Here is a 24,041-nt window from a genome sequence, read left to right on the forward strand (position 1 = left end):
ACCTCTATTGACTGAGCTCAGCGAAATACCGGGAAACAGCCTCGACCTCGGCTTCAGTGAGGGACCTCGCGATGTGGCCCATGAGATCGTCCGGATCATTTTTCCGGGTCTTCTGCCGCCAGGCATTCAGTTGCGAGACCAGGTACTGAGCCGATTGGCCCGCCAGCGGTGGAAAAGAGGCACCGACCCCGATTCCGCCAGGGCCATGACAGGAGACGCACTCGGGTATGTTTCGATCCCATGCGCCTCTCAATGCCAGGGTCTGCCCCAGGCCCTTGGCCGCCTGCGCACGATTGATGGGTTTGACAGGTGGGCCTGGCATGTTGGCGAGCATGCTGGCGAGGGCTTGTACCTCGTCCTCGCTCAATGCCTGGGCGATAGGAAGCATGATTGGGTTGGCCCTGGAGCCTGAGCGAAAATCCGCGATTTGTTTTGAGAAGTACTCAGCAGGTAACCCTGCAAGCCTTGGGAAGCCAGCCGCGGGCATCCCTGTACCGTCCGCACCATGACAGGTTGAACAGGCAATGGCGGCGGGGTTGGTCCCGCCCTGGGTGAAGGTCTTTTGCGCGTCCGCTGCATAAGCGGATGTTGCCAGCGCACCGGATAAAGCAAGGACTGATCCCCATCGCGACATACCCATCGTTCTGCCTCGCAGACGTTATGGGGGACAGGCCCCCTGGTGCGCCATCAACTGCAACTCACCCTCGGTTATTTGACCAAGGTAATCGGGATACTGGACAGCTGGATCACTTTGGCCGCGACAGAGCCCAGGAAAATGCCTTCGAGAAAACCACTGCCGTGCGAACCCAGGATGATGCTGTCGCACCCCAAGGATTTGGCGCACGCCACGATTCTGCTGGCCGCGTCGCCGTGCAGTGTATGGAAAGTAAAGGCGATGCCTTGCTGTTTCAGAAGAGCGATTGCCTTATTCGCATCTTCGGCACTTTTGCCGTCGTAGTAACGGTCAAGTTCATCCTTGCTCATGGTTTGCGCGATGCGAGTGGGTAAAAATGACTGCACATTGACCAGGTGCACCTCCACGCTGCCTCCCAGCAATCCGCCGTCCCGGATCAGTCCAATGAGGTAATGCACCACACGTTCGGAGTGCTCTGAACCATCGACAGCGACCAATACTTTGTGCATTTTCCGAATCCTCTTTCAGTAACATCCAGCGGCTGGTCGAACACCATGCCAGCCGCAGCGTCAGGGTGACTTCGGGGTCTGTCCCACTATGAGCGTAGCGCCCTTGGGGTCGGTTAACCGTAGCCGAATCTGTTTTTCAGTTTCGATGATCGCAAAGAGCGCGATGCCCACTGCGATAATCAATAGCCCATCCATAAAGGGGATCGCTTGAGTGGCAAACACCCTTTGCAGGGGCGGCGCGTAGGTGATGGCGAACTGAGCGAAGGTTACCACTGCAACGGTCAGCCACACGACCTTTGTACCTCTGACAGCCTCCCAAGTCAGTGACGTGCCATAAAGATTGCGAATGAAGAACAGGTGGAATATTTCCATCACCACCAGCGTGTTAACGGCGATGGTGCGGGCCAACTCCACCGGGTAGCCTCGGTCGAGTGCGTAGGTAAAAATGCCGTAGACACCGCAAAGAAACAGGATCGAAACCAGCACCATGTGCCAGATCAACGCGCCGCTTATCAACGGCTCGTGCCTTGAGCGCGGCGGCCTGCGCATGGTGTTTTCTTCGGTCGGCTCGAACGCCAGGGCGATACCCAGCGTGATCGCGGTAATCAGGTTGATCCACAAGATTTGAATCGGTGTCACCGGCAGGGTGAGGCCAAACAGCAGCGCGACAATGATGGTCATGGTTTCGCCCGCGTTGGTGGGCAACGTCCAGCTCAGCACTTTCTTGATGTTGTCGTAGACCGTCCGCCCTTCACGTACGGCGGCCACGATGGAGGCGAAGTTGTCATCGGCCAGTACCAGGTCCGCCGCCTCTTTTGCCGCCTCACTGCCTTTGTCACCCATGGCGATGCCGGCGTCGGCGCGTTTGAGCGCGGGTGCGTCGTTGACCCCGTCGCCGGTCATGGCCACGGTCATGCCGTTCGATTGCAGCAACATCACCAGCCGTAGCTTATGTTCAGGGCTGGTGCGGGCGAAGATATTCACGTCCTTGAGCGCTTCTTTGAGCGTGCCGTCGTTCATCGCGTCCAGGTCGACGCCCGTCAGCACCTTGTCGGGATTTTGCAGGCCGATTTGCGCGCCGATGGCGGCGGCGGTACCGGAGTGATCGCCGGTGATCATCTTGACTGCGATACCGGCAGCCTGGCATTGCTGGACCGCCTGGATCGTCTCGGGGCGAGGCGGGTCAATCATGCCTGTCATGCCAAGCAGGGTCAGCGAACCCTGCACGTCGCCAAACTCCAGAACGGTGTGCTCGGACGGCACGGGGCGGCTGGCAAACGCCAGCACGCGCTGACCTTTGCCGGCAATGGTGTTTGCCTGTTGGTGCCAGTAGTCAGCATTGAGCGGCTCCGTGGCGCCGGTACTGCCACGCTGCTGCGCGCACATGGCCAGGATCTGTTCCGGCGCGCCTTTTACATAGATTGACGCCTGTCGCTCATGGTTGTGGTGCAACGTCGCCATGAAGCGGTGTTTGGCGTCAAACGGAATCGCGTCGGTGCGGGGCCAGGTGCGTCGCTCTTCTTCGCCATCGATTCCAGCTTTCACGGAAAACGCCAGCAGTGCGCCCTCCATGGGATCGCCCTCGACCTTCCATGTGGCATCGTGCAGTCTCAACACCGCGTCATTGCAAAGCGCGGCGGCGCGTCCCAGTTCGGCTAACGTGGGGTGATTGGAGGTGTCGATCAACTGGTCAGCCAGGTTCATGTTTCCCGACGGCTGATAACCGGCACCGTCGACCGTGAACGTCAGATCACTGGTGACCACTGATGCGACCATCATTTCGTTGCGGGTGAGGGTGCCGGTCTTGTCCGTGCAGATGACCGAAACCGATCCCAGGGTTTCGATGGCGGGCAAGCGGCGTACGATGGCGTTGCGACGGGCCATCGCGCGAACCCCGACCGCCAGGGTAATGGTGAGAACGGCGGGCAGTCCTTCGGGGATGGCAGCGACCGACATGCCCACCACCACCATGAAGATTTCGTTGAATGCGTAATGGCCGACAAAATGACCGTAAACCAGTAGCAGCCCGGCGACGAGCAGAATCAGGATCGTCAGCCAGCGCGCGAAGACGTTCATTTGCTGGACCAATGGCGTGGTCAGTGTCTCGACTTCCGACAACAGATTGCTGATGCGCCCGATCTCGGCGGCGGTCGCGGTTGCAACGACGACCCCGGTGGCCTGTCCGCAGGTCACCAGGGTTCCACTGAAGGCCATGCAGGCACGATCACCCAGGGGCGCTCCAAGGCGCACAGGTTCAGTGTGCTTTTCCACGGCGGCGGATTCACCGGTCAGGATGGCTTCCTGGATCTGCAGCCTGTTGGCGTGCAGCAAGCGAAGGTCTGCCGGGACTTTATCGCCGGCCTCCAACAAGACGATATCGCCGGGTACCAGCGCTTCACCCGCGATGCTCAAACGTTCACCGGCACGAATCACGGCGGCGCGGGGCGCCAGCATCTGCCGGATCGCGTCCATGGCTTTTTCCGCTTTGCCCTCCTGGACGTAGCCAATGATGGCGTTGGCCACCACCACCGCCAGAATGACCACCGTATCCCAGAGGTGTTGCAGCAGCGCGGTGATCACCGCGGAGCCCAGCAGCACGTAAATCAGGATATTGTGAAACTGCAACAGAAAACGCAGCCACGCCGGTCGCCGCGCCGACTCCGGCAGGCGATTGAAGCCTGTGCGCGCAAGCCGGGCTTGAACTTCTGCATCGTTCAGCCCGGTGTGCTCATTGACCTCCAGCCGTTCGAGCACCTGCTGCGCAGGCAGCGTGTACCAAGCCTCGACATCTATGGGAATCGGATCCCGCTCGGTCGGTGCGTTGCTCGCTCGGTTCATCAGGTCGCTATCCCTGCGCTCATTATGCTGTTGGTATTCATGCGTTCAATCGAACTGCTGCGGTGCAATCACCCACAAGCTGCACGGCATCTTGTACAGCAGGCCTTCCACGGTGCTGCCGATCAACTTGTCCAAACCTTTGTAGCGCACGCGCCCCATGACAATGACATCAATGTCATGGGATGCCGCGTAGCTGGCCAATACCTTGGCCGGGTCGCCCATGACCATGCGTCGTTGTTCCGGCGCGATGCCGTTGCGCTCGGCCAACGCGTCAAACGCCTCGCCCTGGGATTCATAGAGCTGCCGGGCCAGGGTGGAAGAAAAGAACATCGAGCCGCTGCCGAAACCATATTCGGAGGCGGTGATGGACGACAGGTCATAGGCGTAGATGACTTCCAGGCTCGCGTCGCAGGAGGTGGCCAGTTTGTTGGCTTCGCTCAGGATCCGGTCGTTGAGGCCTTCGTAGCGGCCGTCGAGATGAAAGGGGTCAATGGCCGCCAGAATCTTGCGCGGACGGGCGTGGGTGACTTTGTTGACGAAATGCAAAGGTACTTCGCTTTCGCGCAGCAGGTGCACATCCAGCGGGGTGAACATCAGGCGCGAGAACCAGGATTCATGCTCCACCGTCTTGATCAGGGCATCCATCGGCTGCTCCTTGAGGTGGACCAGAATCTCCTGCAGCGGTCGCTCGACCCACGCCACTTCGGTCGTGACTTCAATGCCCAGCTTGCGCAGTGGCCGGGCCTGGTCTTCCAGCCAGTGGCGATGGCGTTCAACGTAACCCAGGCGCATCTGTTCCAGGGCCTGCTCATTGACCAGGCTGGCGGTGGCCAGGCCTTCGAGGTAGTCGAAGGCAACGATGTGCAGCGCGGCGCCTTCGGCCTTGGCCAGCGCCGCTGCCCGGTCGAAGGCCGGACTGTGTTCCATCAGCGGCGAGACGACCAACATCAAACGTGATTGCGTGGACATGACAAACCTCCCGAGCATGGACGTATGGGTACCCGACGGCCTTCGCGCCGCGTGGAGCCAGGGTTTGATCATGATCGTATCGGGCATCGGTCACTTGATTTGCATCAAGCTCATGCCAGAAGCGTGGCATCAATGCACACGGCGCCTGGCAATAGCGCTATGTTTGATCATGAAATCCTCCCAGGGACTACCCTGGACTCAGGTACAACCGGAACACTCAGTATAGAACCGAGGCCATGAGCGAAACCCTGGGCTTTGCCAATGCCGCCGCTGCGCTCGGAATCGGCTTGTTGATCGGGCTTGAACGCGAGCGACGCAAGGGCGAGGGCGCCCGGCGCGACTTCGCCGGCCTGCGTACCTTTGCCATTACCTCGTTGCTGGGTTATGTCACGGTCCAGGCTGGCGGAGTCTTGCTGCTCGGGTTCGTGGCGCTTGCGCTGGGGGCACTGGTCACGGCGGCGTATTGGCGAAACCTCGACCAGGACCCCGGTATCACCAGCGAAGTGGCGTTATTCGCGGCGCTGGCGTTGGGAGCGCTCTGCATGACCGCCCCGGCCCTGGCGATCGCGATCGGCGTGGTGATGGCCGGTCTGCTCGCCAGCCGCCAGGCGCTGCACCATTTTGCCCGTAACCAATTGACCGCCGCGGAAATGCGTGACGGGCTGGTGCTGTTGATCGCCGCGCTGGTGGTGTTGCCTCTGGTGCCGGATCGCTTCCTCGGGCCTTACGATGCGATCAACCTGCGCACCATCTGTATGTTGACGGTCATGTTGATGGCTGTGGGTGCGCTGGGGCATGTTGCGGTGCGGACCCTCGGCACTCACTACGGTTACGCCCTCAGCGCGGTTGCCTCGGGGTTCGCCTCGGCCACGCTGACCGTCGCCACCATGGGTAACATCGCCGCGAAAGAACCGGCCAATCTCAAGGTGCTGAGCGCCGCTGCCGTGTTGTCCAATCTGGCGACAGTGGCACAAATAGGGCTGATCCTCGGTGCCGTAGAACCGGCCCTGTTGCTTTGGATGTGGGGCCCGCTACTCTGTGGCCTGCTGACAACATTGATCTACGCCGGAATGCTGATGTTTCCCCGACCCAGGGCTCGGGCGGATGAACCGATCAAGCGCGGCGGGGCCTTCAACCTCAAACTGGCCTTGACGGTAGTCCTGGCGATGGCCGGTATCACGCTCCTGTCGTCGGCGATGCTTGCCGAGTTCGGCCAGACCGGGGTAACCGTAACGGCGGTTTTCAGCGGGCTGGTTGATGCTCATGCTTCGATTGCCTCCGTTGCTTCCCTGGCGAAGGCCGGATTGTTACCCCTGGATGGCATCGCCATACCGGTCTTGATGGCGATGAGCAGCAATTCCCTGAGTAAATGCGTAGTGGCCTGGCTCAGTGGCGGACGGCGTTTCGCCGGGTATTTCATCCCCGGCCAGGTGCTGGTGACGCTGGGAATGTGGGCCGGCGTTCTGCTCCCGAATCTGTGAGCCTGTGTGGTGGCAGTTTGATGAAGATCAAGTCCTGCCCGTGGCATACGTTCATTCTGGAACCCTCAATCCTTTAAGTGGCTGCCGCCACGTGCCGAGGTGTTCCATGTCCCAGACCCAACGTTTGTTGTTATTGGCACCCGATGCCATGACCCGTTCGCCTGCGTTCGACCGCGCCACCGAACTGGCCCTGGCGCTGGATCTGCCCCTGCACATCGTCGCCATCGATTATCTGGAGGTGCTCTCGGTGGCCGGTCTTTTTGCGCCAGAACAAGTCAAGAAGGCCCGTGACGGGTATCTGGAAACGCACCGGCACTGGTTGTGGCAACAGGCTGAGCTGGCGCGCCGCCATGGAGTGGAGGCGACGAGCGAGGTGGTCTGGGGCAAAGACGCTTATCAGGCCTTGCAGCAGTACGTCAAAGAGATGCCACTGGCGCTGATCATCAAGGACGCCGAGCCTGAACCGGCAATGAAGCGGATTTTCTTCACACCCATGGACTGGCGCCTGCTGCGCGACTGTCCGGTGCCGGTGCACCTGGTCACCGACGCGCGTCATCCGCGGCCCCGGCAGGTCCTGGCGATCGTCGATGTGCTGCGCAGCGAGGAGCAGGACCTGGTGTTCAACGACCGGATCGTCGATGCCGCCGTGAAACTGGCCGATCAATGCAACGCCCAGGTTGAGTTGTTGCACGCCTTCGACTGGACGGCGGTGTACGCCGCCGACATGGGCGTGGGTGCGCTCCCGCTCGCCACTGGGCTCTATGAAGCATTGGGGCAGGCGCAGCACGAAGTGTTTGAATCCCTGGCCGAGCGTCACGGCGTGCCGCCGCAGCAGCGTCACTTCATCGAAGGTGCGCCGCTGAGCAGCATCTGCACATTCGCCACCGATCATCAGTGCGACGTCATTGTCATGGGCACGACACAGCATCGAGGTCTGGACAAGCACTTGGGCAGTACTGCCGAGCAGGTGCTGCAACGGGCACCTTGCAGTATATGGGCAATCAAGCCGGGCGAGTGACGGCAGGGTGACCTTGCGCGGGGCCTGGCCCCGGGTCCCGCGCAATGCACTGTGGTTAAAGATAGAGCCGGTGGATGACCTGCCGGGCATCATCGGGGTCGGTGCGGGTATCAAACCCAAGGCTATGGGCCAGATCCCGCATAGGGGCGTTATCGGCGGCGTCGATGGAATACAGCTGGCGATAGCCGTTCTTGCGGGCCGCCTCTATCAAATGCTCCATCAACAACGTCCCCAGCCCCAGATGCTGCCATTGATCGGCTACGGTCACGGCGCACTCGCATTCGTGTTCACTGGTAGCGCAATAGCGACTGACACCGATTTCGATCAGTTGGCCGTTGTCGTGGACCAGGGCGATGTAAGCCATGCGCGTCTTGCAGTCGACATCCATCAACTGGTCGAGCATGGCCGCGCCGGGCTCATTGATTTGCGCCAGGAAACGCATGTGCCGGGACTCCGGTGACAGACGCTTGATGAAGTCATACTCACGCTGGCGATCTTCTTCCTTCAGTGGCCTGATCAAAACGTGCCGGCCATCTCTGAGGGCCTGGATCCAGTGCTTGCCGCTGATGCTGGCATACAGGGCAGCGGCGCGTTCATTGTGGTCTTTGACGTTGAGCATGATGCGTTCCTCCATCGGGTGTGAACCTTCGGCGCGGCAAAGGCCGTGCATTCGCTACTGTTCTACGCCGGCGTGGCAGATCGATTCTGATCTGGATCAGTGCTCGCGAATCCGCTCGTCGATGATCAATGCCGGGGAGCAATTTCAGTGGGAGCCAAACCTGTGGGGGGCAAGCTTTGCTCCCACAGGTATGTGCATGCAGTTGATAAAGATCAAGCCGCCCCGGGGTGACAAGCGCAGGCTGTTGCACATGCCAGAGAGGGACCGCTGGGGACCTGATGGCCAACAGACCAGTGGAGGTGTGTAATGGGACAGTACCAACGTTTGCTATTGATCGTTGAAGCCGACCTGCATCCGTCTGCCGCGCTGCGTCGCGCCTGTGCCCTGGCCAGGGTCAGTGGCGCGGCCTTGCACCTGTGCGCATTCGTTCAACCACCGCCTCACACGCATTTGTGGGGCGAAAAGAACGATGAAGCGACAGCTCAGCGCTATATGCACCACTACCGTCGCTGGATGGTGGAGGAGGCGGCGCTGCTCAAGGAGCAAGGACTGGATGTGACGACCCATGTGGTCTGGACCACTCATCCATTACTGGACATCCTGCGCTACGTCGAGCAGTTTCAGCCCGATTTGCTGATCAAGGATGTGACCCTTGAGCCGCTGCTCAAGCGTGTTTTCGTGACGCCCCTGGACTGCCATCTGCTGCGCGATTGCCCGGTGCCGGTGCATCTGGTCAATCGCGCCACCCACAGCTTGCCGCGCCGGGTCGTGGCGGCGGTGGACCCCGCCAATCCGCAGGCCAACGCCTTGAACCAGCGCATTATCGAGGCCGCCGGGGCAATGGCCCTGCAATGCAATGCCCCGCTGCATCTGCTGCACGCCTGCGATCTGTCTCCGGCCTTCAACGGGGAGGCTTCGTTGGTGGCTGGGGCCTGGGATGAAGATTTTGCCGAGGCCTTGCGAGAGTCGCTGCATGCGGCGTTCATCAATTTGGCCGAGCGGTGGAGCATTCCACCCGAGCGCCGTCATTTCGTCATTGGCCTGCCGGTGCCGGTGATCCATGAGTTCCTCGATGAGTTCGAGGCTGATGTGGTGGTGATGGGCACCGAGCAACGCGCTGGGCTGGACCGTCTGATCGGTAGCACGACGGAACGGGCCCTGTATTCGGTGTCGGGCAGCTTGTTGGCAGTCAGGGTATGAGCAGGGCGCGTTGACTCTGATGTAAATCAAGTCGGGTTTGTTCAAGCGCTCCAGAATCAGTCGTGGCAGACCGTTCGATATCGGTTCAAGCGACCAGGGCAGTTCGCGGGTAATCCAGCCTCTTTGGGAGAATGTGATGAGTGATTTTCTTAGCCCCGACCAACTGGAAGGCATTGACGCCTATTGGCGTGCTTCCAATTATCTGGCTGTGGGGCAGATTTACCTCAAAGACAACCCATTGTTGCGCAAACCGCTGCTACTGGGCCACGTCAAGCCGCGCCTGTTGGGTCACTGGGGCACCACGCCGGGATTGAACCTGATTTACGTTCACCTCAATCACCTGATCAAGACCCACGACCTGAACATGATCCTGGTCACCGGCCCCGGACACGGCGGCCCGGCCATCGTCGCCCAGAGCTATCTGGAGGGCAGCTTCACCCAGTGTTATCCCTCGGTGGAACAGAACGAGAACGGGATGCTGCGCCTGTTCCGGCAGTTTTCCTGGCCCTACGGGTTGTCCAGTCATGTCTCGGCGCAGATCCCAGGGTCCATTCATGAAGGCGGGGAACTGGGGTATTGCCTGGCCCACGCCTACGGTGCGGCGTTCGACAACCCTGACCTGATCGTGACCTGCGTTATCGGCGATGGTGAAGCCGAAACCGGTACGCTGGCGGCGAGCTGGCATTCCAACAAGTTCCTCAACCCCCGGCGTGACGGTGCGGTTCTGCCCATCCTTCACCTCAACGGCTTCAAGATCGCCAACCCCACGCTGCTTTCGCGTATCAGTGAAGACGAGCTGTCAGCCCTGATGTACGGGTATGGCTACGATCCTTATTTTGTCGAAGGCGACGACCCCCACAGCGTTCACCAGCAACTGGCGATGGTCCTGGACGCCATGCTGCTCAAGATCCGCGAAATCCAGCGTACGGCCCGTGCAGACTCGTCGGCACATGAACTGGAGCGGCCACTGTGGCCGATGTTGGTGCTGCGCACGCCCAAGGGCTGGACCGGTCCGAGATTCGTCGACGGTCAGCAGGTCGAGGGCACCTGGCGCGCCCATCAGGTGCCACTGAGTCATTTCGAGCAGCCCATGCATCTGACGCAACTGCAACAATGGCTCGAGAGTTACCGGCCACAGGAACTGTTCGACGCCAGTGGTGCGTTGCTGCCGGAGATTGCGGCGCTGGCGCCCACAGGGCATCGGCGTCTGGGCGCCAATCCCCACGCCAATGGCGGCTTGCTCCTCCAGTCACTTGAGCTGCCTCGGTTTACCGATTACGCCGTGCCGTTCTCCGCGCCCGGCAGTGTGCAGGCGGAGTCCACCCGGGTGTTGGGTGGTTTTGTCCGGGACGTGATGAAGTACAACCTCAAGGCTGGCAATTTTCGCCTGTTCGGCCCCGACGAAACCGCCTCCAATCGCCTTGATGCGGTGTACGAGGTCAGTGGCAAGACCTGGATGGCGGCACTTGAAACGGGGGACACCAACCTGGCCTGCGAAGGCCGGGTGATGGAAATCCTCAGCGAGCAGGTGTGTGAAGGCTGGCTTGAGGGCTATTTACTGACGGGCCGTCATGGCCTGTTCTCCTGCTATGAGGCGTTCATCCATATCGTCGATTCGATGTTCAATCAGCACGCCAAGTGGCTCAAGACCGCTGCGCAGATTCCCTGGCGCGCGTCGATCGCTTCGCTCAACTACCTGCTCACATCCCACGTCTGGCGCCAGGACCACAATGGTTTCTCCCATCAGGATCCGGGCTTTATCGATCATGTGGCGAACAAAAGTGCCGATGTGGTGCGTATCTACCTGCCGCCGGATGCCAATTGCCTGTTGTCGGTGGCCGATCACTGTCTCAAGAGCCGCGATTACATCAACGTGATCGTGGCCGGCAAGCAACCGGAGTGGCAATGGCTGGATATCGATTCGGCCATCAGGCACTGCTCCATTGGCATCGGTCGGTGGGCCTTCGCCTGCCAGAACGATGACGACCCGGATGTGGTGATGGCCTGCGCCGGTGACGTGCCAACCCTGGAAACCCTGGCCGCCGTGACACTGTTGCGCCAATACGTGCCGGATCTGCGCGTGCGGGTGGTGAACGTGGTGGACTTGATGGCCCTGCAACCGCCGCAACAGCATTGCCATGGTCTGCCGGATGCCGGGTTCGATGAGTTGTTCACCGTGGACAAACCGGTGATTTTGGCGTTCCACGGCTATCCTTCATTGATCCATCGTCTGGTCTACAAGCGCCATAACCATGACAATTTCCATGTGCGCGGTTTCATGGAGGAGGGGGCCACAACCACCCCGTTCGACATGGCGGTCATCAATCACTTGGATCGCTACCAACTGGCATTCGATGTCATCCAGCGAGTACCGCGCTTGCAACCGTTGGTGGAGGGCGCCCGGGACCGCTACTGGGCCACCATGGAGAAGCACCAGCTTTACCTGATCGAACATGGGCAGGACATGCCCGAGGTCTTGAACTGGCGCTGGACGCCGGCGCCGGGTTGACTGTCCGCCTTGTCACGACTTCGACATCGCGCCGTTCGCCCTGACTTTTTGGAGATCCATCATGAGCCAGTACCAGCGCTTACTGCTGATCCTCAACCCGGCACAGCGACACTCTCCGGCCCTTCATCACGCAGCGGCCCTGACGGCGGCCAGCGGGGCGCACTTGCATGTTTCTGCGTTGGTGCCGTCACTGGACATTCTCAAACTGTTGGAGCAGGAGCCCCGTGATGAAGCGCGTCAGAATTACCTGCAGGACCACCGTCACTGGCTGGAGGAGGAGGCCGACAAGATGCGGCGCCGAGGCCTGAGGGTCACCACGCAGGTGGATTGGGTCGACGGCATGGACGAGCAGATTCTGCAGCACGTTACGCAAATCCAGCCTGATCTGCTGATCAAGCAGGTGCAACACGAGCCCCTGCTCAAACGGGCCTTCCTTACTCCGCTGGACTGGCGTCTGTTGCGCCAGTGCCCGGTTCCCATGTACCTGGTGGGCGCCACCGGCCACGCCTTGCCGCGCAAAGTGGTTGCTGCGGTGGACCCTTCCAGCGACTTTGCGCAAAACAGTGGGCTCAACGACCGGATCATTCGCGAGGCAATCGGCTTGGCCTTGCAGTGCGACGCCGAGTTGCATCTGGTTCACGCCTATGAGGTTTCGTCGGTCTATCTCGGCGATGTCGGCGGAGGTGGCCTGACGCTTAAACAGCTCAGCAATGAACTGCGCAGGAGCCTGGAAAAAACATTCCTGGAGCTGGCCAACCTGTTCGGCGTGCCGGCCGAGCGCAGGCACTTCGTGCTGGGCCATCCGGTTTCAGCCTTGAGTGAGTTTGCCCTGGAGCATGAGGTCGATGTCGTGGTCATGGGGCGCTCGCAGAAGGGTGGTTCGCACGGGCTGTTGGGTAGCACCACGGAGCATATTTTGTATCAGGTGTCGTGCAGCGTACTGGCTGTGTGAAGAAACCGGTGCTCATGGCTGTGTCCTTGATGAAAATCAATGGCCCGCTGGGCGAATAGTGCGACCAATGGAACGCCAATCGATTGTTCAGGAGCACGCTCATGCGCATGACGTTTCTAGGGGCGGCCGGCACAGTCACCGGCAGCAAGTACCTGCTGGAGCATGACGCTCAACGCATCCTGATCGACTGCGGGCTGTTTCAGGGCTACAAACAATTGCGCTTGCACAACTGGGACCCCTTCGAACTGCCAATGCGTGACCTGGACGCGATCGTGCTGACTCACGCACACCTGGACCACAGCGGTTACCTGCCAGTGCTGGTGCGAAACGGTTATCGCGGTCCGGTCTATGCCACGTCGGCCACCTGTGAGCTGGTCAAGATCCTCTTGCTCGACAGCGCCCGCTTGCAGGAGGAAGAGGCCGAATACGCCAACCGCAAGGGGTTTTCCAAGCATGATCCTGCCATGCCGTTGTACACCCGGGAGCATGCCGAGCGGGCACTGAAACTGTTACGCCCGATAGCGTTCGATCATCCGGTGGATATCGCCCGTGGGGTGGGGATTGTGCTGCGCCGTGCGGGACACATCCTGGGCGCAGCCACGGTGCAGGTGCAGGCCGCTGGCGTTACGTTGGTGTGCTCCGGCGACCTGGGGCGCCCCGAGGACCCGGTGATGTTTGCCCCGCAAACCATCGAGCAGGCGGATTACCTATTGGTTGAGTCCACCTACGGCGACCGGAGGCACCCAAGTCAATCGCCCGAAGATCAACTGGCTGACGTCATCACCCGCACCGCATTGCGCGGCGGCATCACCTTGGTGCCCTCGTTCACGGTCGGTCGGGCACAACTGCTGATGTATCACCTGTATCGCCTGAAACAGCGGATGGCGATCCCGGACATCCCTATCTACCTGAACAGCCCCATGGCCATTGATGTAACCCGCTTGTATCAACGCTTTGGCGATGAGCATCGTTTGTCCAGGGAGGAGTGTGAGGGCATGTGCCACATCGCGCACCCGGTGCGCTCGGCCAGGGATTCCATGAACCTGGACCTGCAACGCACCCCGGCGGTGATCATCGCCGCCAGTGGCATGGCTACCGGAGGGCGGGTGTTGTTTCACCTCAAAAGCCTGGCGCCGAACCCGATCAATACCTTGCTGATGCCAGGGTTCCAGGCCGGCGGGACGCGTGGCGCAAGGATCGTGGCGGGTGAGCCTGCGGTGCGCATCCATGGCAAGGACGTGCCAATCAACGCTGAAGTGGTGCCGATGCAAACATTGTCCGCCCATGCCGATGCCGATGAAATCATGCAATGGTTGCGCGGCTTCAAGACACCGCCCCGGCATACCTATGTCGTGCATGGCGAACCCAACGCGTCCGATGTCCTGCGCCATCGCATTCGCGATGAGTTGGGCTGGTCAGTATCGGTGCCGGAGTATCGCGACAGCGTAGAGCTTTGAGGCCTCCTTCGCGAGCAGGCTCGCTCCCACAAAGGTCCTGAGGTGTACGCGGTATTTGTGTTCATCATCGCCCCTGTGGGAGCGAGCCTGCTCGCGAAGCGGCCCATCAGCTTCAACAACACATCTAAATGCACAGGCAAAAAAAAGCCCCTCGTCGTTGGCCGGCGAGGGGCAGGGTGCACAGCGTCAGTCAGCCTTGATCGGCACGACTTTTTCCGCTTTCAGCGCTTCCGGTTTTTTAGGCAGCGTCAGGGTCAGCACGCCTTTGCTGAACTGAGCTTCGATCTTGTCGCTATCGATGCCTTTTGGCAGGTTGAAAACCCGTTCGAAGGAGCCGTAATGGCGTTCGGACAGGTGATAACCTTTTTTCTTTTCTTCCTTGGCTTCTTTCTTCTCGCCCTTGATGATCAGGTTGCCATTGGCGAGCCGGATTTCGATGTCTTTCTGATCCATGCCGGGCAATTCGGCTGTGATTTCAAAGCTCTTTTCCTTCTCGCTGATGTCCACGGCCGGCAGGCTCGTGGAGAACTCCCTGCGCCAGAATGGCTCGACATCGAACAGTCCGCGACTGAAAGGAGAAAGACCTGTACCCCGGTTGAAGTCATCGAACAGGTGATCCACCTGCTGACGGAGTTTTTCCAGTGGATGCCAAAGGTCATTCTTGGCCGGATGTTGAGTGTTGTCTTGGGTATCGACCGGCATTTTTTTCACTGAATTGGACATTTGATTTTCCTCTTTGGTGATGTCCGGGCGGGACTTGGCATCATTGCCAGGGACCGGTTCCGGACGGGTCAATGCACGCTTGCAAGCCTTACAACGAGAGCTGGCCGGACCAGAGCATCCAGCCGGCGAAAATCGCCGCCACCCAGATCACCAGCAGCAACCCCCAGCCGAAACCATTGAGCGCATGCCCGGTCCTGGCCCGTTGGGCGCTGAGGTAAATCAGCGAACCGGGGGCATAGAGCAGGGCGCTGAGCAGCATGTAGCGAGGGCCAGCGGCGTAGAGCAGCCAAATGCAATAGGTGGTGGCGACCAAGGCGATGGCCATGTCGCGCAATTGCAGGGCGCGGTGCCCGGCGTAGGTCTGGCCTTGCCAGGTCATCTTCAGCGCGTATAGGCCGCTGAACAGATAAGGCAGCAGGATCATCGAGGTGGCGAGCGAGATCAGGGCCAGGTAGCTGGCGCTCGAATACAGCGTCAACAACAGGAACAGCTGAATGCAGCCGTTGGTGATCCACAGCGCGTTGGCCGGCGCGCCGTGCTGGTTTTCCGAGGCCAGCGCGCGGGGCATGACCTTTTCCCTGGCCGGCGTGAACACCGATTCCGCTGCCAGCAGGGTCCAGGCCAGCAGCGCACCACCGACCGACACAATCAGGCCGATACTGATCAACACCGCACCCCAAGGACCGGCCACCGCCTCCAGAACACCCGCCATGGATGGGTTCTTCAGGGCAGCCAGTTCAGGTTGTCTGAGGATCCCCAGAGACAGGAGCGACACGGCAATCAGCAGCAGCAACGTCAGGACGAAACCGATCACCGTGGCCCTGCCCACATCCGCCCGGTCGGCGGCACGGGCGGAAAACACGTTGGCACCTTCAATGCCGATAAAGACCCAGACCGTCACCAGCATGGTGCTCTTGACCTGATCCAGGGTACTACCCAATGCCGGCGTGCCCCAAAAGTCGACCATGAAGGTGTCTTTGGAAAATCCGGCGATCACCAGGCCGATGAACAGCAGCAAGGGCACGACTTTGGCCACAGTGGTCAGGGCGTTGGCCTTGGCCGCTGTGCGCATCCCGCGCAGGATCATCCAATGCAACGACCACAGCACCACCGACGCACCGGCAATCGCGGCCTTGTTATTGCCTTCGCCGAACAAGGGAAAAAAGTAACTGAGTGCCGCGAACAGAATCACCAGATAACTGACGTTGCCAATCCACGCACTGATCCAGTAGCCCCACGCCGAATTGAAACCCAGGAACTCACCCCCAAGCGCACGAGCGTAGGCGAACACGCCATTATCGAGTTCCGGTTGACGGTTGGAGAGGGTCTGATAGACCAGGGCCAGTGACAGCATACCCACGCCAGTGATCAGCCAGCCGATCAGGATAGCCCCGGCACCCGCGCTGGAGGCCATGTTCTGGGGCAGGCTGAAAATGCCGCTGCCGATCATCGAACCCACCACCAGCGCAACCAGCAGGCTCAATGACAGGCGTTTGGGTTCGACCTTTCGCAAACTGCCGGCCAAAGGATGAGGTTTGACGGCCGGGATGACCGGCTCAGTGCCTTGCAGGTGCGTTGCCATGATTGAAGCCTCCACGAGACGAAGGGGTCGACGACCTTCGCCGAAGCGAAGGTTCTAGCGCTGGTTATTAATCTCTGCGTGAAGAGGCTGGGGAGCATTGATTTAGATCAGAGGTTATGCAGGGCGTGCATGCGTGAATTTCATAGGAAAAGGGCCGAGCTGCCTTGCAGGGAAATTGACATAAATCAACGCCGAGGCCGCTCTATCAGAGGACGCTGGATTGACGCTGAACGACGGGGCGCAACAGCCTGTGGAGGTTTTCCAATGAGTCAGAGTCCCTCAATGCAAACAGTGTGGAAGGACCGCAGCGCAGCGGGGCAAGGGCTGGTGGAACATTTGTTCAAATACGCCCATCGACCCGATGTCATCGTCCTGGCCTTGCCCCGCGGCGGAGTTCCAGTGGCTTATGAAGTGGTCACCGCTCTGCACGTGCGCCTTGATCTGATGCTGGTTCGCAAACTGGGTGTGCCGTCCAACCCTGAGTTCGCGATGGGCGCCATTGCCAGTGGTGGCATACAGATCCTCAATGACGACGCTCTTCGTGCCCATCTGATTGATCAGCCCAGTTTCGACGCCGTGGTTGCCCGGGAAACCCGGGAGCTGTTGCGTCGTGAGCAGGCGTATCGAGGCACTCGTGGGCCTGTACAACTCAAGGACCAGGTGGTCATCCTGATTGATGACGGTCTGGCGACGGGGGCCTCGATGATGGCAGCGATCCTCGCGGTCCGCACGCAAGGGCCTTCGCGCGTTGTGGTCGCCGTGCCGGTTGGGCCGCTTGAAACAGTGGAGGCGCTACGCAGCGAAGTGGATGAGGTAATTTGTCCGCTTATCCCTGACTGGCTGGTTTCCATAGGCTATTGGTACAAGGACTTTCCTCAGACATCCGATGAAATCGTCATCGATTTGCTGCAGCGGGCCTGGCAACGGGAGTCGATCGCCGCGTCTCAGGGGTAGAGCGGCGGGACTGCGAACGGGCCTGCGACCCAGACAAGCAACAGGTGATCGTCCACCTCTCTGACCCCCGGCACCGACCAGGCCGCCCGTTCCGCGATTTTACGCTGTCGCCATAAATGGACTTTGCCTTCGAGCCTCACCACATCCCCATCGACCTTGACGTGAATTGCCTTGGCATCCACTTCGGCATTGCGTTTAAGGGCCTCTTCGATACGACGCTGGATGTTGCCCGCGTCCACTCGAGGGCGCAGGGTTAGCCGATTGTTCACGCCCACCACGCCGGACAGCTTGAACACGGACCGCTCCACGCTTTCTTTCTGGTATTGCCATTCCACTTCGCCTTCCAGGCTGACCCAGCCGTTCTGCACGATGACTTTTATGTCGCCTTCAGGAACGTCGCAGCTCCAGTTGATGATCTTCAAGGCGCGATTGGCAATGGTGTCGTCTGCGGTGCCGGCGTTTTTATTCAATCGGACCTGGATTTCCTCAGCTACGGCGCGCACGCCCTCGAGGCTTTTGACGGCGCGTTCGGCGCTGATCTTTTCTGCATAACTGCCGACATGACCGGAAAGGGTGACGACGCCATTGTCCACGGCCACGCCAATATGGGCTGCATTGAGGTCGGGTTGGAATTCCAGTTCTTCCAGAATGGTCTTGCGCAGGGTCAAGTCGCTCATCGTGGCGTCCTCCAGGTAATGCGAAGCGGGCGGGGCTATCAGGGCCCGGTCTGCTTTTTCTACGCCTGGGTGATGCCGACACATTGAGCTAAATCAACAAGGGTGTAAGTGGGTCAACGCGCTGTCGGGGCAACAGCCTGTGATTTGATGAAAGTCAGCAGGGCGGTCGACCGTGTCAGCGGGGCGGGCGATCAGGCGACGGGCAGGTGATCAGTGATGCAAGCGCCTCGAGAGGGTTTCACCGCTCTGAATGACGATGGCAACCAGCCACTTTTTGCTTGAGGCCGGGCAGGTCCAGGATGGTGACGTTGCGTCCATGCATTTCTACCAGTTCCTCTTCTCGCAGGTGCGCGATACCCCGGCAGATCGTTTCCAGCCGCAGGCCCAGATAAGAGCCGATAGCCTCGCGGCTCATGCGCAAGACGAATTCCCTGGAGGAGTAACCGCGCATGTTAAGTCGCTGAGACAGGTTCAGCAGAAACGCCGCAAGACGTTCATCGGCATTCATGTTGCCAAGCAACAGCAGCATGCTGTGGTCGCGCACGATCTCCTGGCTCAGGAGCTTGTTGAGGTTGTGCTGTAAAGAGGGCAAATCGTGGGCAAGTTTTTCCAGGTTGCTGAAAGGAATCGGGCAAACTTCGCTGTCTTCCAGCGCTATTGCATTGCAGGCGTAATGATCGGTGCTGATGGCGTCCAGACCGAGCATTTCGCCTTGCATCTGGAAACCGGTGATTTGCTCGCGACCGTCTATCGACAATACGCTGGTCTTGAAGAAACCCAGCCGCACTGCATACAACGAGCGCAGCGGATCGCCGGTGCGGTACAGCGCCGTGCCTTTTTTGACCTTGACTCGCTGGGAGATCAAGGTGTCCAGACGCTCGACTTCGCCGCCCGTCAGCCCGATAGGCAGGCACAGCTCAAGCACGCTGCAGTTGGAGCAAGCGGTTTTAAGGGAATGCACGCGCAGAAGTCGTGCTTCTGATTCGCTCATCGGAATAAACTCCTTTGCTGGAGCAATCATAGAAGATCAAATCCGTTGCGCCTGTTCTTTGTCGTATATAGATAGACCGGCTGTCATGTTTCAATCTGCAAGCACAGGTCCTGAAGCGAATGGTTCGACAAACACGAGGCCGACTACACTCAATTGCTGCTCTTTAGCGCGCTAGAAAAGATCCCTGTTCAGGTTCAAACACCGAACCTGTTGAACTTTCATGAACTAGCGCGGTGAATAGGGATCTAGACCTCCAACATAACGGCTCTATGAAACATATCCGAACCCGCATTCAGAAGGATTATCCGAGCTGGAATCACCGACTCCGGCCGTAAACCGGGGGCGATGGAGAGCGTGGGCGTTTCAGCCAGGCGGATTGAGGATTACCAGATGTCGAACATTGAAGAGCTTGCCGTGGAGGTTTGCGCTCCGAGCGAGTACCAGAGCCTGCTCACCCTGGGCGCGAGCGCGCTAGACGCCATACCGGGGGCGGTATACCTCTGTGATCACGAGGGTTGGCTCGTCAGGTACAACAGTGAAGCGGCCGAGCTATGGGGCAGGACGCCCATTATCGGGAAAAACGGTGACCGCTTCTGCGGCTCGCACCGGCTTTTTTTACCGGATGGCACGCCGCTGGCTTTCGAAGACTGCCCCATGGCTTCGGTGCTTATTACCGGCGCTGCGACACGCAATCAGGAAGTGATCATTGAGCGTTCGGATGGAACGCGGCTTATGGCGCTGGTGAACATCCGGGCCCTCAGGGATCGGCGCGGGGCCATTCAAGGGGCGATCAACTGTTTTCAGGATGTCTCGGCGCGTCATGCGATGGCCGAAGAGCTTCGTCGCAAGAGTGCCGACCTCGAGGATTTTTTTGAAAACAGCGCGGTGGGGCTTCACATTGTCAGCAACGCGGGCATCATCCAGCGTGCGAACAAGGCCGAGCTGAACATGCTGGGCTATACGGCTGACGAATATATCGGCCGCCACATTACGGAGTTTCATGTGGATGAGCCCGTTATTGGTGACATCCTCAATAAACTGGGCAGCGGCGAAAGCCTGGACAGCTACCCGGCGCGGTTGAGGGCCAAAGACGGCACGATCCGGCATGTAGCGATTACCTCCAATGGGCGTTTCGAGGACGGTAAGCTCTTTCACACACGCTGTTTCACCATCGACGTCACGCTCGCCCAGCAAATGGAAAGCCAGATTCGCGAAAGCGAACGGCATATGCGCAATCTTCTCGAGGCTCTGCCCGCTGCGGTTTATACAACCGATGCACAAGGGCGCATCACCTTCTTCAATCGGGCGGCTGTCGAATTGTCTGGCCGAACCCCACAGTTGGGGGACATGTGGTGCGTGACCTGGAAAATATTCAATACCGATGGAAGCGCGCTTCCCCACGACCAGTGCCCGATGGCGGTGGCCTTGAAGGAAAACCGCCCGATACGTGGTGTCGAGGCCATTGCCGAACGGCCGGATGGCACTCGTGTGCCGTTTGCGCCGTATCCCACACCGCTGCATGACGCCGATGGCAACCTGGTGGGCGCTATCAACATGCTGGTGGACATCACCGAGCGAAATCAGGCGCAGAACCGGCAGAAGACCCTGATCGACGAACTCAATCATCGGGTCAAGAACACCCTGGCCACCGTGCAATCCCTGGCGGCACAAACGGCGCGCAATGCCGAGGATGCGAACGACGGTTACAGGCGTTTCGAAGCCAGGCTGCTTGCGTTGTCCCGGGCTCACGATCTGTTGACCCGGCGCCATTGGGGCCATACCCCGCTGGGGTCCCTTGCCCATGAAGTGCTGATGCCGATATTTGGCCAGGAACCCAGTCGAATCGTGGTTGAGGGCGACCCTGTCGATGTCGGCACCCGCGTTGCGCTCAACCTCACCATGACCCTCAATGAACTGGCGATCAATGCACTGAAATACGGCGCGATGTCAGTAGAGACGGGCACGCTTTCAGTGAAGTGGGTTGTGCAACCACAATCCGATGGAATGCTACTGACCCTGGACTGGCGCGAGCAGGGCGGGCCACGGGTGGCCCAACCCAAGCGGGAAGGGTTGGGTTCGCGTTTGATGAAGCGCTGCATCGAGCGCGATTTGGGCGGGACATTTGACCTGACCTTCGACCCGAAGGGCGTTTGCTGCCGAATCTCGTTTCTGATCCAGGCGTCCAGCCCATGAGTTCGTTCCCCGGAGTCAGGGTGCTGCTGGTTGAGGACGAAGGCACCATCGCCATGCTGGTCGAGCAAATGCTGGAAGAGCTCGAATGCGTGGTGGTGGCGTCAGTGGCACGGCTCGCTACGGCCTGCGAAGTGGCGAATCGGGTGGCAATTGACCTGGCCATTCTCGATGTCAACCTGGCCGGTGAGCGGGTTTTTCCGGTTGCCGAAATTCTCCAGGCGCGCCAGATTCCGTTTTTGTTCAGCACCGGATACGGTGCCAGCGGGCTGCCGAATGAGTTCGCCCATCGTCCTGTGTTGCACAAGCCATTCTCCGAAAACGAGTTGCAACTGAAAATCGCTCTTGCGCTGGGGCGCTGACCTTCAGCGATGAGCGGGCACGCTGTCCGGCCCTGGTGATTCCCCGCAGGCGCCCTGGACGTGTTCATTCCAGTTTATGAAACAGTGGATTGCAGTTCGTGCGTATTCCTCCCCAATCCCTTTGGGAAGAAGATAACCCCACCTGCAATGCACCCTCGGCAAGAGGCGTAGCGCAGTCCCCCTGACCGTAGCGTCTTAACGCAGCCTGCAAGGCTGCGGGCGCGAGGAGTAGCTGATGGACGAAGCCGCGAAACCACAATCCTCACCCTGGCATGAAGGCGAACTGACCTTGCAACGCTCGGTCGGTGCGGTCGACATGATGACCAGCGTCGGCCAGCGACAATTGGCGCGCAACTGGATGCCGGACCAGCACCGGGAGTTCTACGCACAGTTGCCTTTCGTGGTATTGGGCGCCGTGGATCGGCAAGGTGACGTGTGGGCGACCTTGCGCACCGGCAAACCCGGTTTCATGAGCTCACCTGATCCGCAAACCTTGCAGATCAATCTCAAGCCACAACCCAGCGATCCGGCCCAGGAGGGCATGGGCGAGGGGGCTGCCATCGGCATGCTGGGTATCGAGTTGCACACCCGTCGGCGCAATCGCATGAACGGCAACATTCGCCGTTTGCTCGATCACGGGCTGGAGATTTCCGTCAGCCAGGCCTATGGCAATTGCCCTCGCTATATCAACCTGCGCCAATATTCCTTTGTCCGCGAACAGGCCGGTGACGTTCGGCACCTGGTGGCAACGGACCCATTGGCTCGTCGCCTGATCACGGCGGCTGATTCGTTCTACATCGCCACCTATGTGGAGCGCGACGGCGAACGGCAGGTCGATGCGTCCCACCGCGGCGGCAAGCCAGGTTTTGTGCGCATGGACGAGGACGGCACGCTGACCATCCCGGACTTCTCCGGAAATCTGTTCTTCAACACCCTGGGCAACATCCTGCTCAATCCCCGCGCAGGCCTGATCTTCGTCGATTTCAAGACCGGCGATCTTCTGCAAATGACCGGTTCCGCCCAAGTATTGCTGGACGATCCCGAAATTGCCGCGTTCCAGGGCGCCGAGCGGCTGCTGCGCTTCAAGCCGCAGCGCGTGGTTTACCGCCAGGCCGCGATCCCGTTGCGCTGGAAGGACCAGAGCGCGGGTGACTCGCCCAATTCATTGATGACTGGCAGTTGGGAGCAGGCCGCCGAGCGCTTGCAGGCCGAAGCCCTGCGGACCCAATGGCGCCCATTGCGCGTGGTTCGTGTGGTGGATGAGAGCCACAACATTCGCTCCTTCTACCTGCAAGCAGCCGACGGAGCGGGCGTGCCCCGGTTTGACGCTGGCCAGCACTTGCCCGTGCGGATTTCGCTGGAGGGGCAGAAAACACCCTCGATTCGTACCTACAGCGTGTCCAGCGCACCGTCGGATGATTTCCTGCGCATTAGCGTCAAGCGCGAGGGCTTGGTCTCCTCGCATCTGCATGACCGGATTGAGGTGGCGCAGCAGATCGAGGCGCGAGCGCCCCAAGGGCATTTCACCGTTCAGGCCGCTGAGCGGCGGCCCTTGGTGCTGCTGGCGGCGGGCGTGGGTGTGACGCCGCTGTTGTCGATGTTGCGCGAGGTGGTTTATCAGGGCCTGCGCATGAGTCGGATGCGTCCGGTCTGGTTGGTGCAAAGCGCGCGCACGGTTGCCGACCTGGCATTTCGCGAGGAAATCGATGAGCTGGTCAAGCGTGCCGCAGGCAAGGTAAAGGTACTGCGCCTGGTCAGCCAGCCGCCTACGGAAGGTGTGGGGCAAGGCTACGACGCGACGGGCAGGATCGATGTGGAACTGCTCAAGCAACTGCTGGCGCTCGATGACTACGACTACTACCTGTGCGGGCCCGGCAGCTTCACCCAGTCGCTGTATGACGGGTTGCGCAAATTGCGCATTCCAGACGATCGCATTCATGCCGAAACCTTCGGCCCATCCACACTGGTACGCGACGCCGAAGTCAGCGTGCCAGCGGCCCCGCAAGTGCCTGCATCGAGCGAGTCGGTGAAGATCCTGTTCGCCAGCTCCGGCAAGGAGGCCCGCTGGGAACCGGGCAGCGGGACCCTGCTGGAGCTTGCCGAAGCCCGGGGCCTGAGCCCTGAGTTCAGCTGCCGCGGCGGTTCGTGCGGCACCTGTAAAACCCGGCTAAGCCAGGGGCAGGTGCATTATCTGAACAGTCCGGCCGAGCCGGTTGCCGAAGATGAGGTACTGATCTGTTGCGCAGTACCGGCACAGGGGAGTGAGACCGTGGTTCTGGACGTTTGAGCAGGTGCTACACCCTCGCCAAAAGAGCAGCTTTTTGATCGTTCCCACGCTCTGCGTGGGAATGCATCCCGTGACGCTCTGCGTCACCT

The 24,041-nt window shown here is 60.0% G+C and carries 19 protein-coding genes; 10 read left to right on the forward strand and 9 right to left on the reverse strand.

Going from position 1 to position 24,041, the window contains the following annotated elements; translation table 11 throughout:
• Window positions 1-4: 4 nt before the first annotated feature.
• The 4 genes from GSM73_RS08640 to GSM73_RS08655 all read right to left on the reverse strand — a co-directional run bounded on the left by GSM73_RS08640 (window position 5) and on the right by GSM73_RS08655 (window position 4,950).
• The gene (locus GSM73_RS08640) at window positions 5-640 is read right to left on the reverse strand and encodes a cytochrome c (protein ID WP_047225670.1); all 636 of its coding nucleotides are present in this window, start codon (window positions 638-640) and stop codon (window positions 5-7) included.
• A gap of 68 nt (window positions 641-708) precedes the next feature.
• Complete coding sequence (locus GSM73_RS08645) at window positions 709-1,143, reverse strand: universal stress protein (RefSeq protein ID WP_047225671.1); 435 nt, start codon at window positions 1,141-1,143, stop codon at window positions 709-711.
• 60 nt (window positions 1,144-1,203) lie between these two features.
• Window positions 1,204-3,981 carry a cation-transporting P-type ATPase gene (locus GSM73_RS08650; protein ID WP_160892194.1) on the reverse strand — a complete coding sequence of 926 codons (2,778 nt, stop codon included), beginning with the start codon at window positions 3,979-3,981 and terminating at the stop codon, window positions 1,204-1,206.
• Between the two features lie 45 nt (window positions 3,982-4,026).
• The gene (locus GSM73_RS08655; protein WP_076384330.1) at window positions 4,027-4,950 is read right to left on the reverse strand and encodes a universal stress protein; all 924 of its coding nucleotides are present in this window, start codon (window positions 4,948-4,950) and stop codon (window positions 4,027-4,029) included.
• A gap of 236 nt (window positions 4,951-5,186) precedes the next feature.
• On the opposite strand from GSM73_RS08655, the gene GSM73_RS08660 reads away from it, so the two are divergent.
• Both GSM73_RS08660 and GSM73_RS08665 read left to right on the forward strand, forming a co-directional pair.
• A complete protein-coding gene (locus GSM73_RS08660) occupies window positions 5,187-6,431 on the forward strand; it encodes an MgtC/SapB family protein (protein WP_076384332.1) in 1,245 nt (414 codons plus the stop codon).
• Between the two features lie 106 nt (window positions 6,432-6,537).
• Entirely contained in the window at window positions 6,538-7,449 is a 912-nt protein-coding gene (locus GSM73_RS08665; protein WP_047225675.1) for a universal stress protein, read from the forward strand.
• A gap of 55 nt (window positions 7,450-7,504) precedes the next feature.
• On the opposite strand, the gene GSM73_RS08670 is transcribed toward GSM73_RS08665, so the two are convergent.
• Window positions 7,505-8,068 (reverse strand): GNAT family N-acetyltransferase, encoded by a 564-nt coding sequence (locus GSM73_RS08670; RefSeq protein WP_047225870.1) that lies wholly within the window; start codon window positions 8,066-8,068, stop codon window positions 7,505-7,507.
• A 306-nt stretch (window positions 8,069-8,374) separates the two neighbouring features.
• On the opposite strand from GSM73_RS08670, the gene GSM73_RS08675 reads away from it, so the two are divergent.
• The 4 genes from GSM73_RS08675 to GSM73_RS08690 all read left to right on the forward strand — a co-directional run bounded on the left by GSM73_RS08675 (window position 8,375) and on the right by GSM73_RS08690 (window position 14,186).
• Window positions 8,375-9,268: a universal stress protein gene (locus GSM73_RS08675; protein ID WP_076384336.1), complete on the forward strand. Its 894-nt coding sequence runs from the start codon at window positions 8,375-8,377 to the stop codon at window positions 9,266-9,268.
• A 136-nt stretch (window positions 9,269-9,404) separates the two neighbouring features.
• Window positions 9,405-11,777, forward strand: a complete 2,373-nt coding sequence (locus GSM73_RS08680; RefSeq protein WP_160892196.1) for a phosphoketolase — start codon at window positions 9,405-9,407, stop codon at window positions 11,775-11,777.
• Between the two features lie 61 nt (window positions 11,778-11,838).
• Window positions 11,839-12,729, forward strand: a complete 891-nt coding sequence (locus GSM73_RS08685; protein WP_047225679.1) for a universal stress protein — start codon at window positions 11,839-11,841, stop codon at window positions 12,727-12,729.
• A gap of 101 nt (window positions 12,730-12,830) precedes the next feature.
• Window positions 12,831-14,186 (forward strand): MBL fold metallo-hydrolase RNA specificity domain-containing protein, encoded by a 1,356-nt coding sequence (locus GSM73_RS08690; RefSeq protein ID WP_160892198.1) that lies wholly within the window; start codon window positions 12,831-12,833, stop codon window positions 14,184-14,186.
• Between the two features lie 186 nt (window positions 14,187-14,372).
• On the opposite strand, the gene GSM73_RS08695 is transcribed toward GSM73_RS08690, so the two are convergent.
• Together GSM73_RS08695 and arcD are read right to left on the reverse strand one after the other, a co-directional pair.
• Window positions 14,373-14,909: an Hsp20/alpha crystallin family protein gene (locus tag GSM73_RS08695; RefSeq protein WP_047225871.1), complete on the reverse strand. Its 537-nt coding sequence runs from the start codon at window positions 14,907-14,909 to the stop codon at window positions 14,373-14,375.
• An 88-nt stretch (window positions 14,910-14,997) separates the two neighbouring features.
• The gene (gene arcD / locus GSM73_RS08700) at window positions 14,998-16,491 is read right to left on the reverse strand and encodes an arginine-ornithine antiporter (protein ID WP_052915282.1); all 1,494 of its coding nucleotides are present in this window, start codon (window positions 16,489-16,491) and stop codon (window positions 14,998-15,000) included.
• Window positions 16,492-16,755: 264 nt separating this feature from the next.
• Between arcD and GSM73_RS08705 the strand changes: the two genes are divergently transcribed.
• Window positions 16,756-17,445 carry a phosphoribosyltransferase gene (locus GSM73_RS08705; RefSeq protein WP_160892200.1) on the forward strand — a complete coding sequence of 230 codons (690 nt, stop codon included), beginning with the start codon at window positions 16,756-16,758 and terminating at the stop codon, window positions 17,443-17,445.
• Here the strand turns inward: GSM73_RS08705 and GSM73_RS08710 are convergent.
• Together GSM73_RS08710 and fnr are read right to left on the reverse strand one after the other, a co-directional pair.
• Complete coding sequence (locus GSM73_RS08710; RefSeq protein WP_160892202.1) at window positions 17,436-18,122, reverse strand: BON domain-containing protein; 687 nt, start codon at window positions 18,120-18,122, stop codon at window positions 17,436-17,438. The genes GSM73_RS08705 and GSM73_RS08710 overlap by 10 nt on opposite strands.
• A gap of 238 nt (window positions 18,123-18,360) precedes the next feature.
• Window positions 18,361-19,113: a fumarate/nitrate reduction transcriptional regulator Fnr gene (gene fnr / locus GSM73_RS08715; RefSeq protein WP_047225683.1), complete on the reverse strand. Its 753-nt coding sequence runs from the start codon at window positions 19,111-19,113 to the stop codon at window positions 18,361-18,363.
• 354 nt (window positions 19,114-19,467) lie between these two features.
• On the opposite strand from fnr, the gene GSM73_RS08720 reads away from it, so the two are divergent.
• The 3 genes from GSM73_RS08720 to GSM73_RS08730 all read left to right on the forward strand — a co-directional run bounded on the left by GSM73_RS08720 (window position 19,468) and on the right by GSM73_RS08730 (window position 23,952).
• On the forward strand, window positions 19,468-21,306 hold the full coding sequence (locus tag GSM73_RS08720) for a PAS domain S-box protein (protein ID WP_372241369.1): 1,839 nt from the start codon (window positions 19,468-19,470) through the stop codon (window positions 21,304-21,306).
• On the forward strand, window positions 21,303-21,665 hold the full coding sequence (locus GSM73_RS08725) for a response regulator (protein WP_076384348.1): 363 nt from the start codon (window positions 21,303-21,305) through the stop codon (window positions 21,663-21,665). Before GSM73_RS08720 ends, GSM73_RS08725 begins: the two co-directional genes overlap by 4 nt.
• Before the next feature lie 235 nt (window positions 21,666-21,900).
• Window positions 21,901-23,952 (forward strand): pyridoxamine 5'-phosphate oxidase family protein, encoded by a 2,052-nt coding sequence (locus tag GSM73_RS08730; RefSeq protein ID WP_107322321.1) that lies wholly within the window; start codon window positions 21,901-21,903, stop codon window positions 23,950-23,952.
• Window positions 23,953-24,041 lie beyond the last annotated feature (89 nt).

This window comes from Pseudomonas sp. PICF6 (assembly GCF_009831705.1).
Lineage (GTDB): Bacteria > Pseudomonadota > Gammaproteobacteria > Pseudomonadales > Pseudomonadaceae > Aquipseudomonas > Aquipseudomonas rhizophila.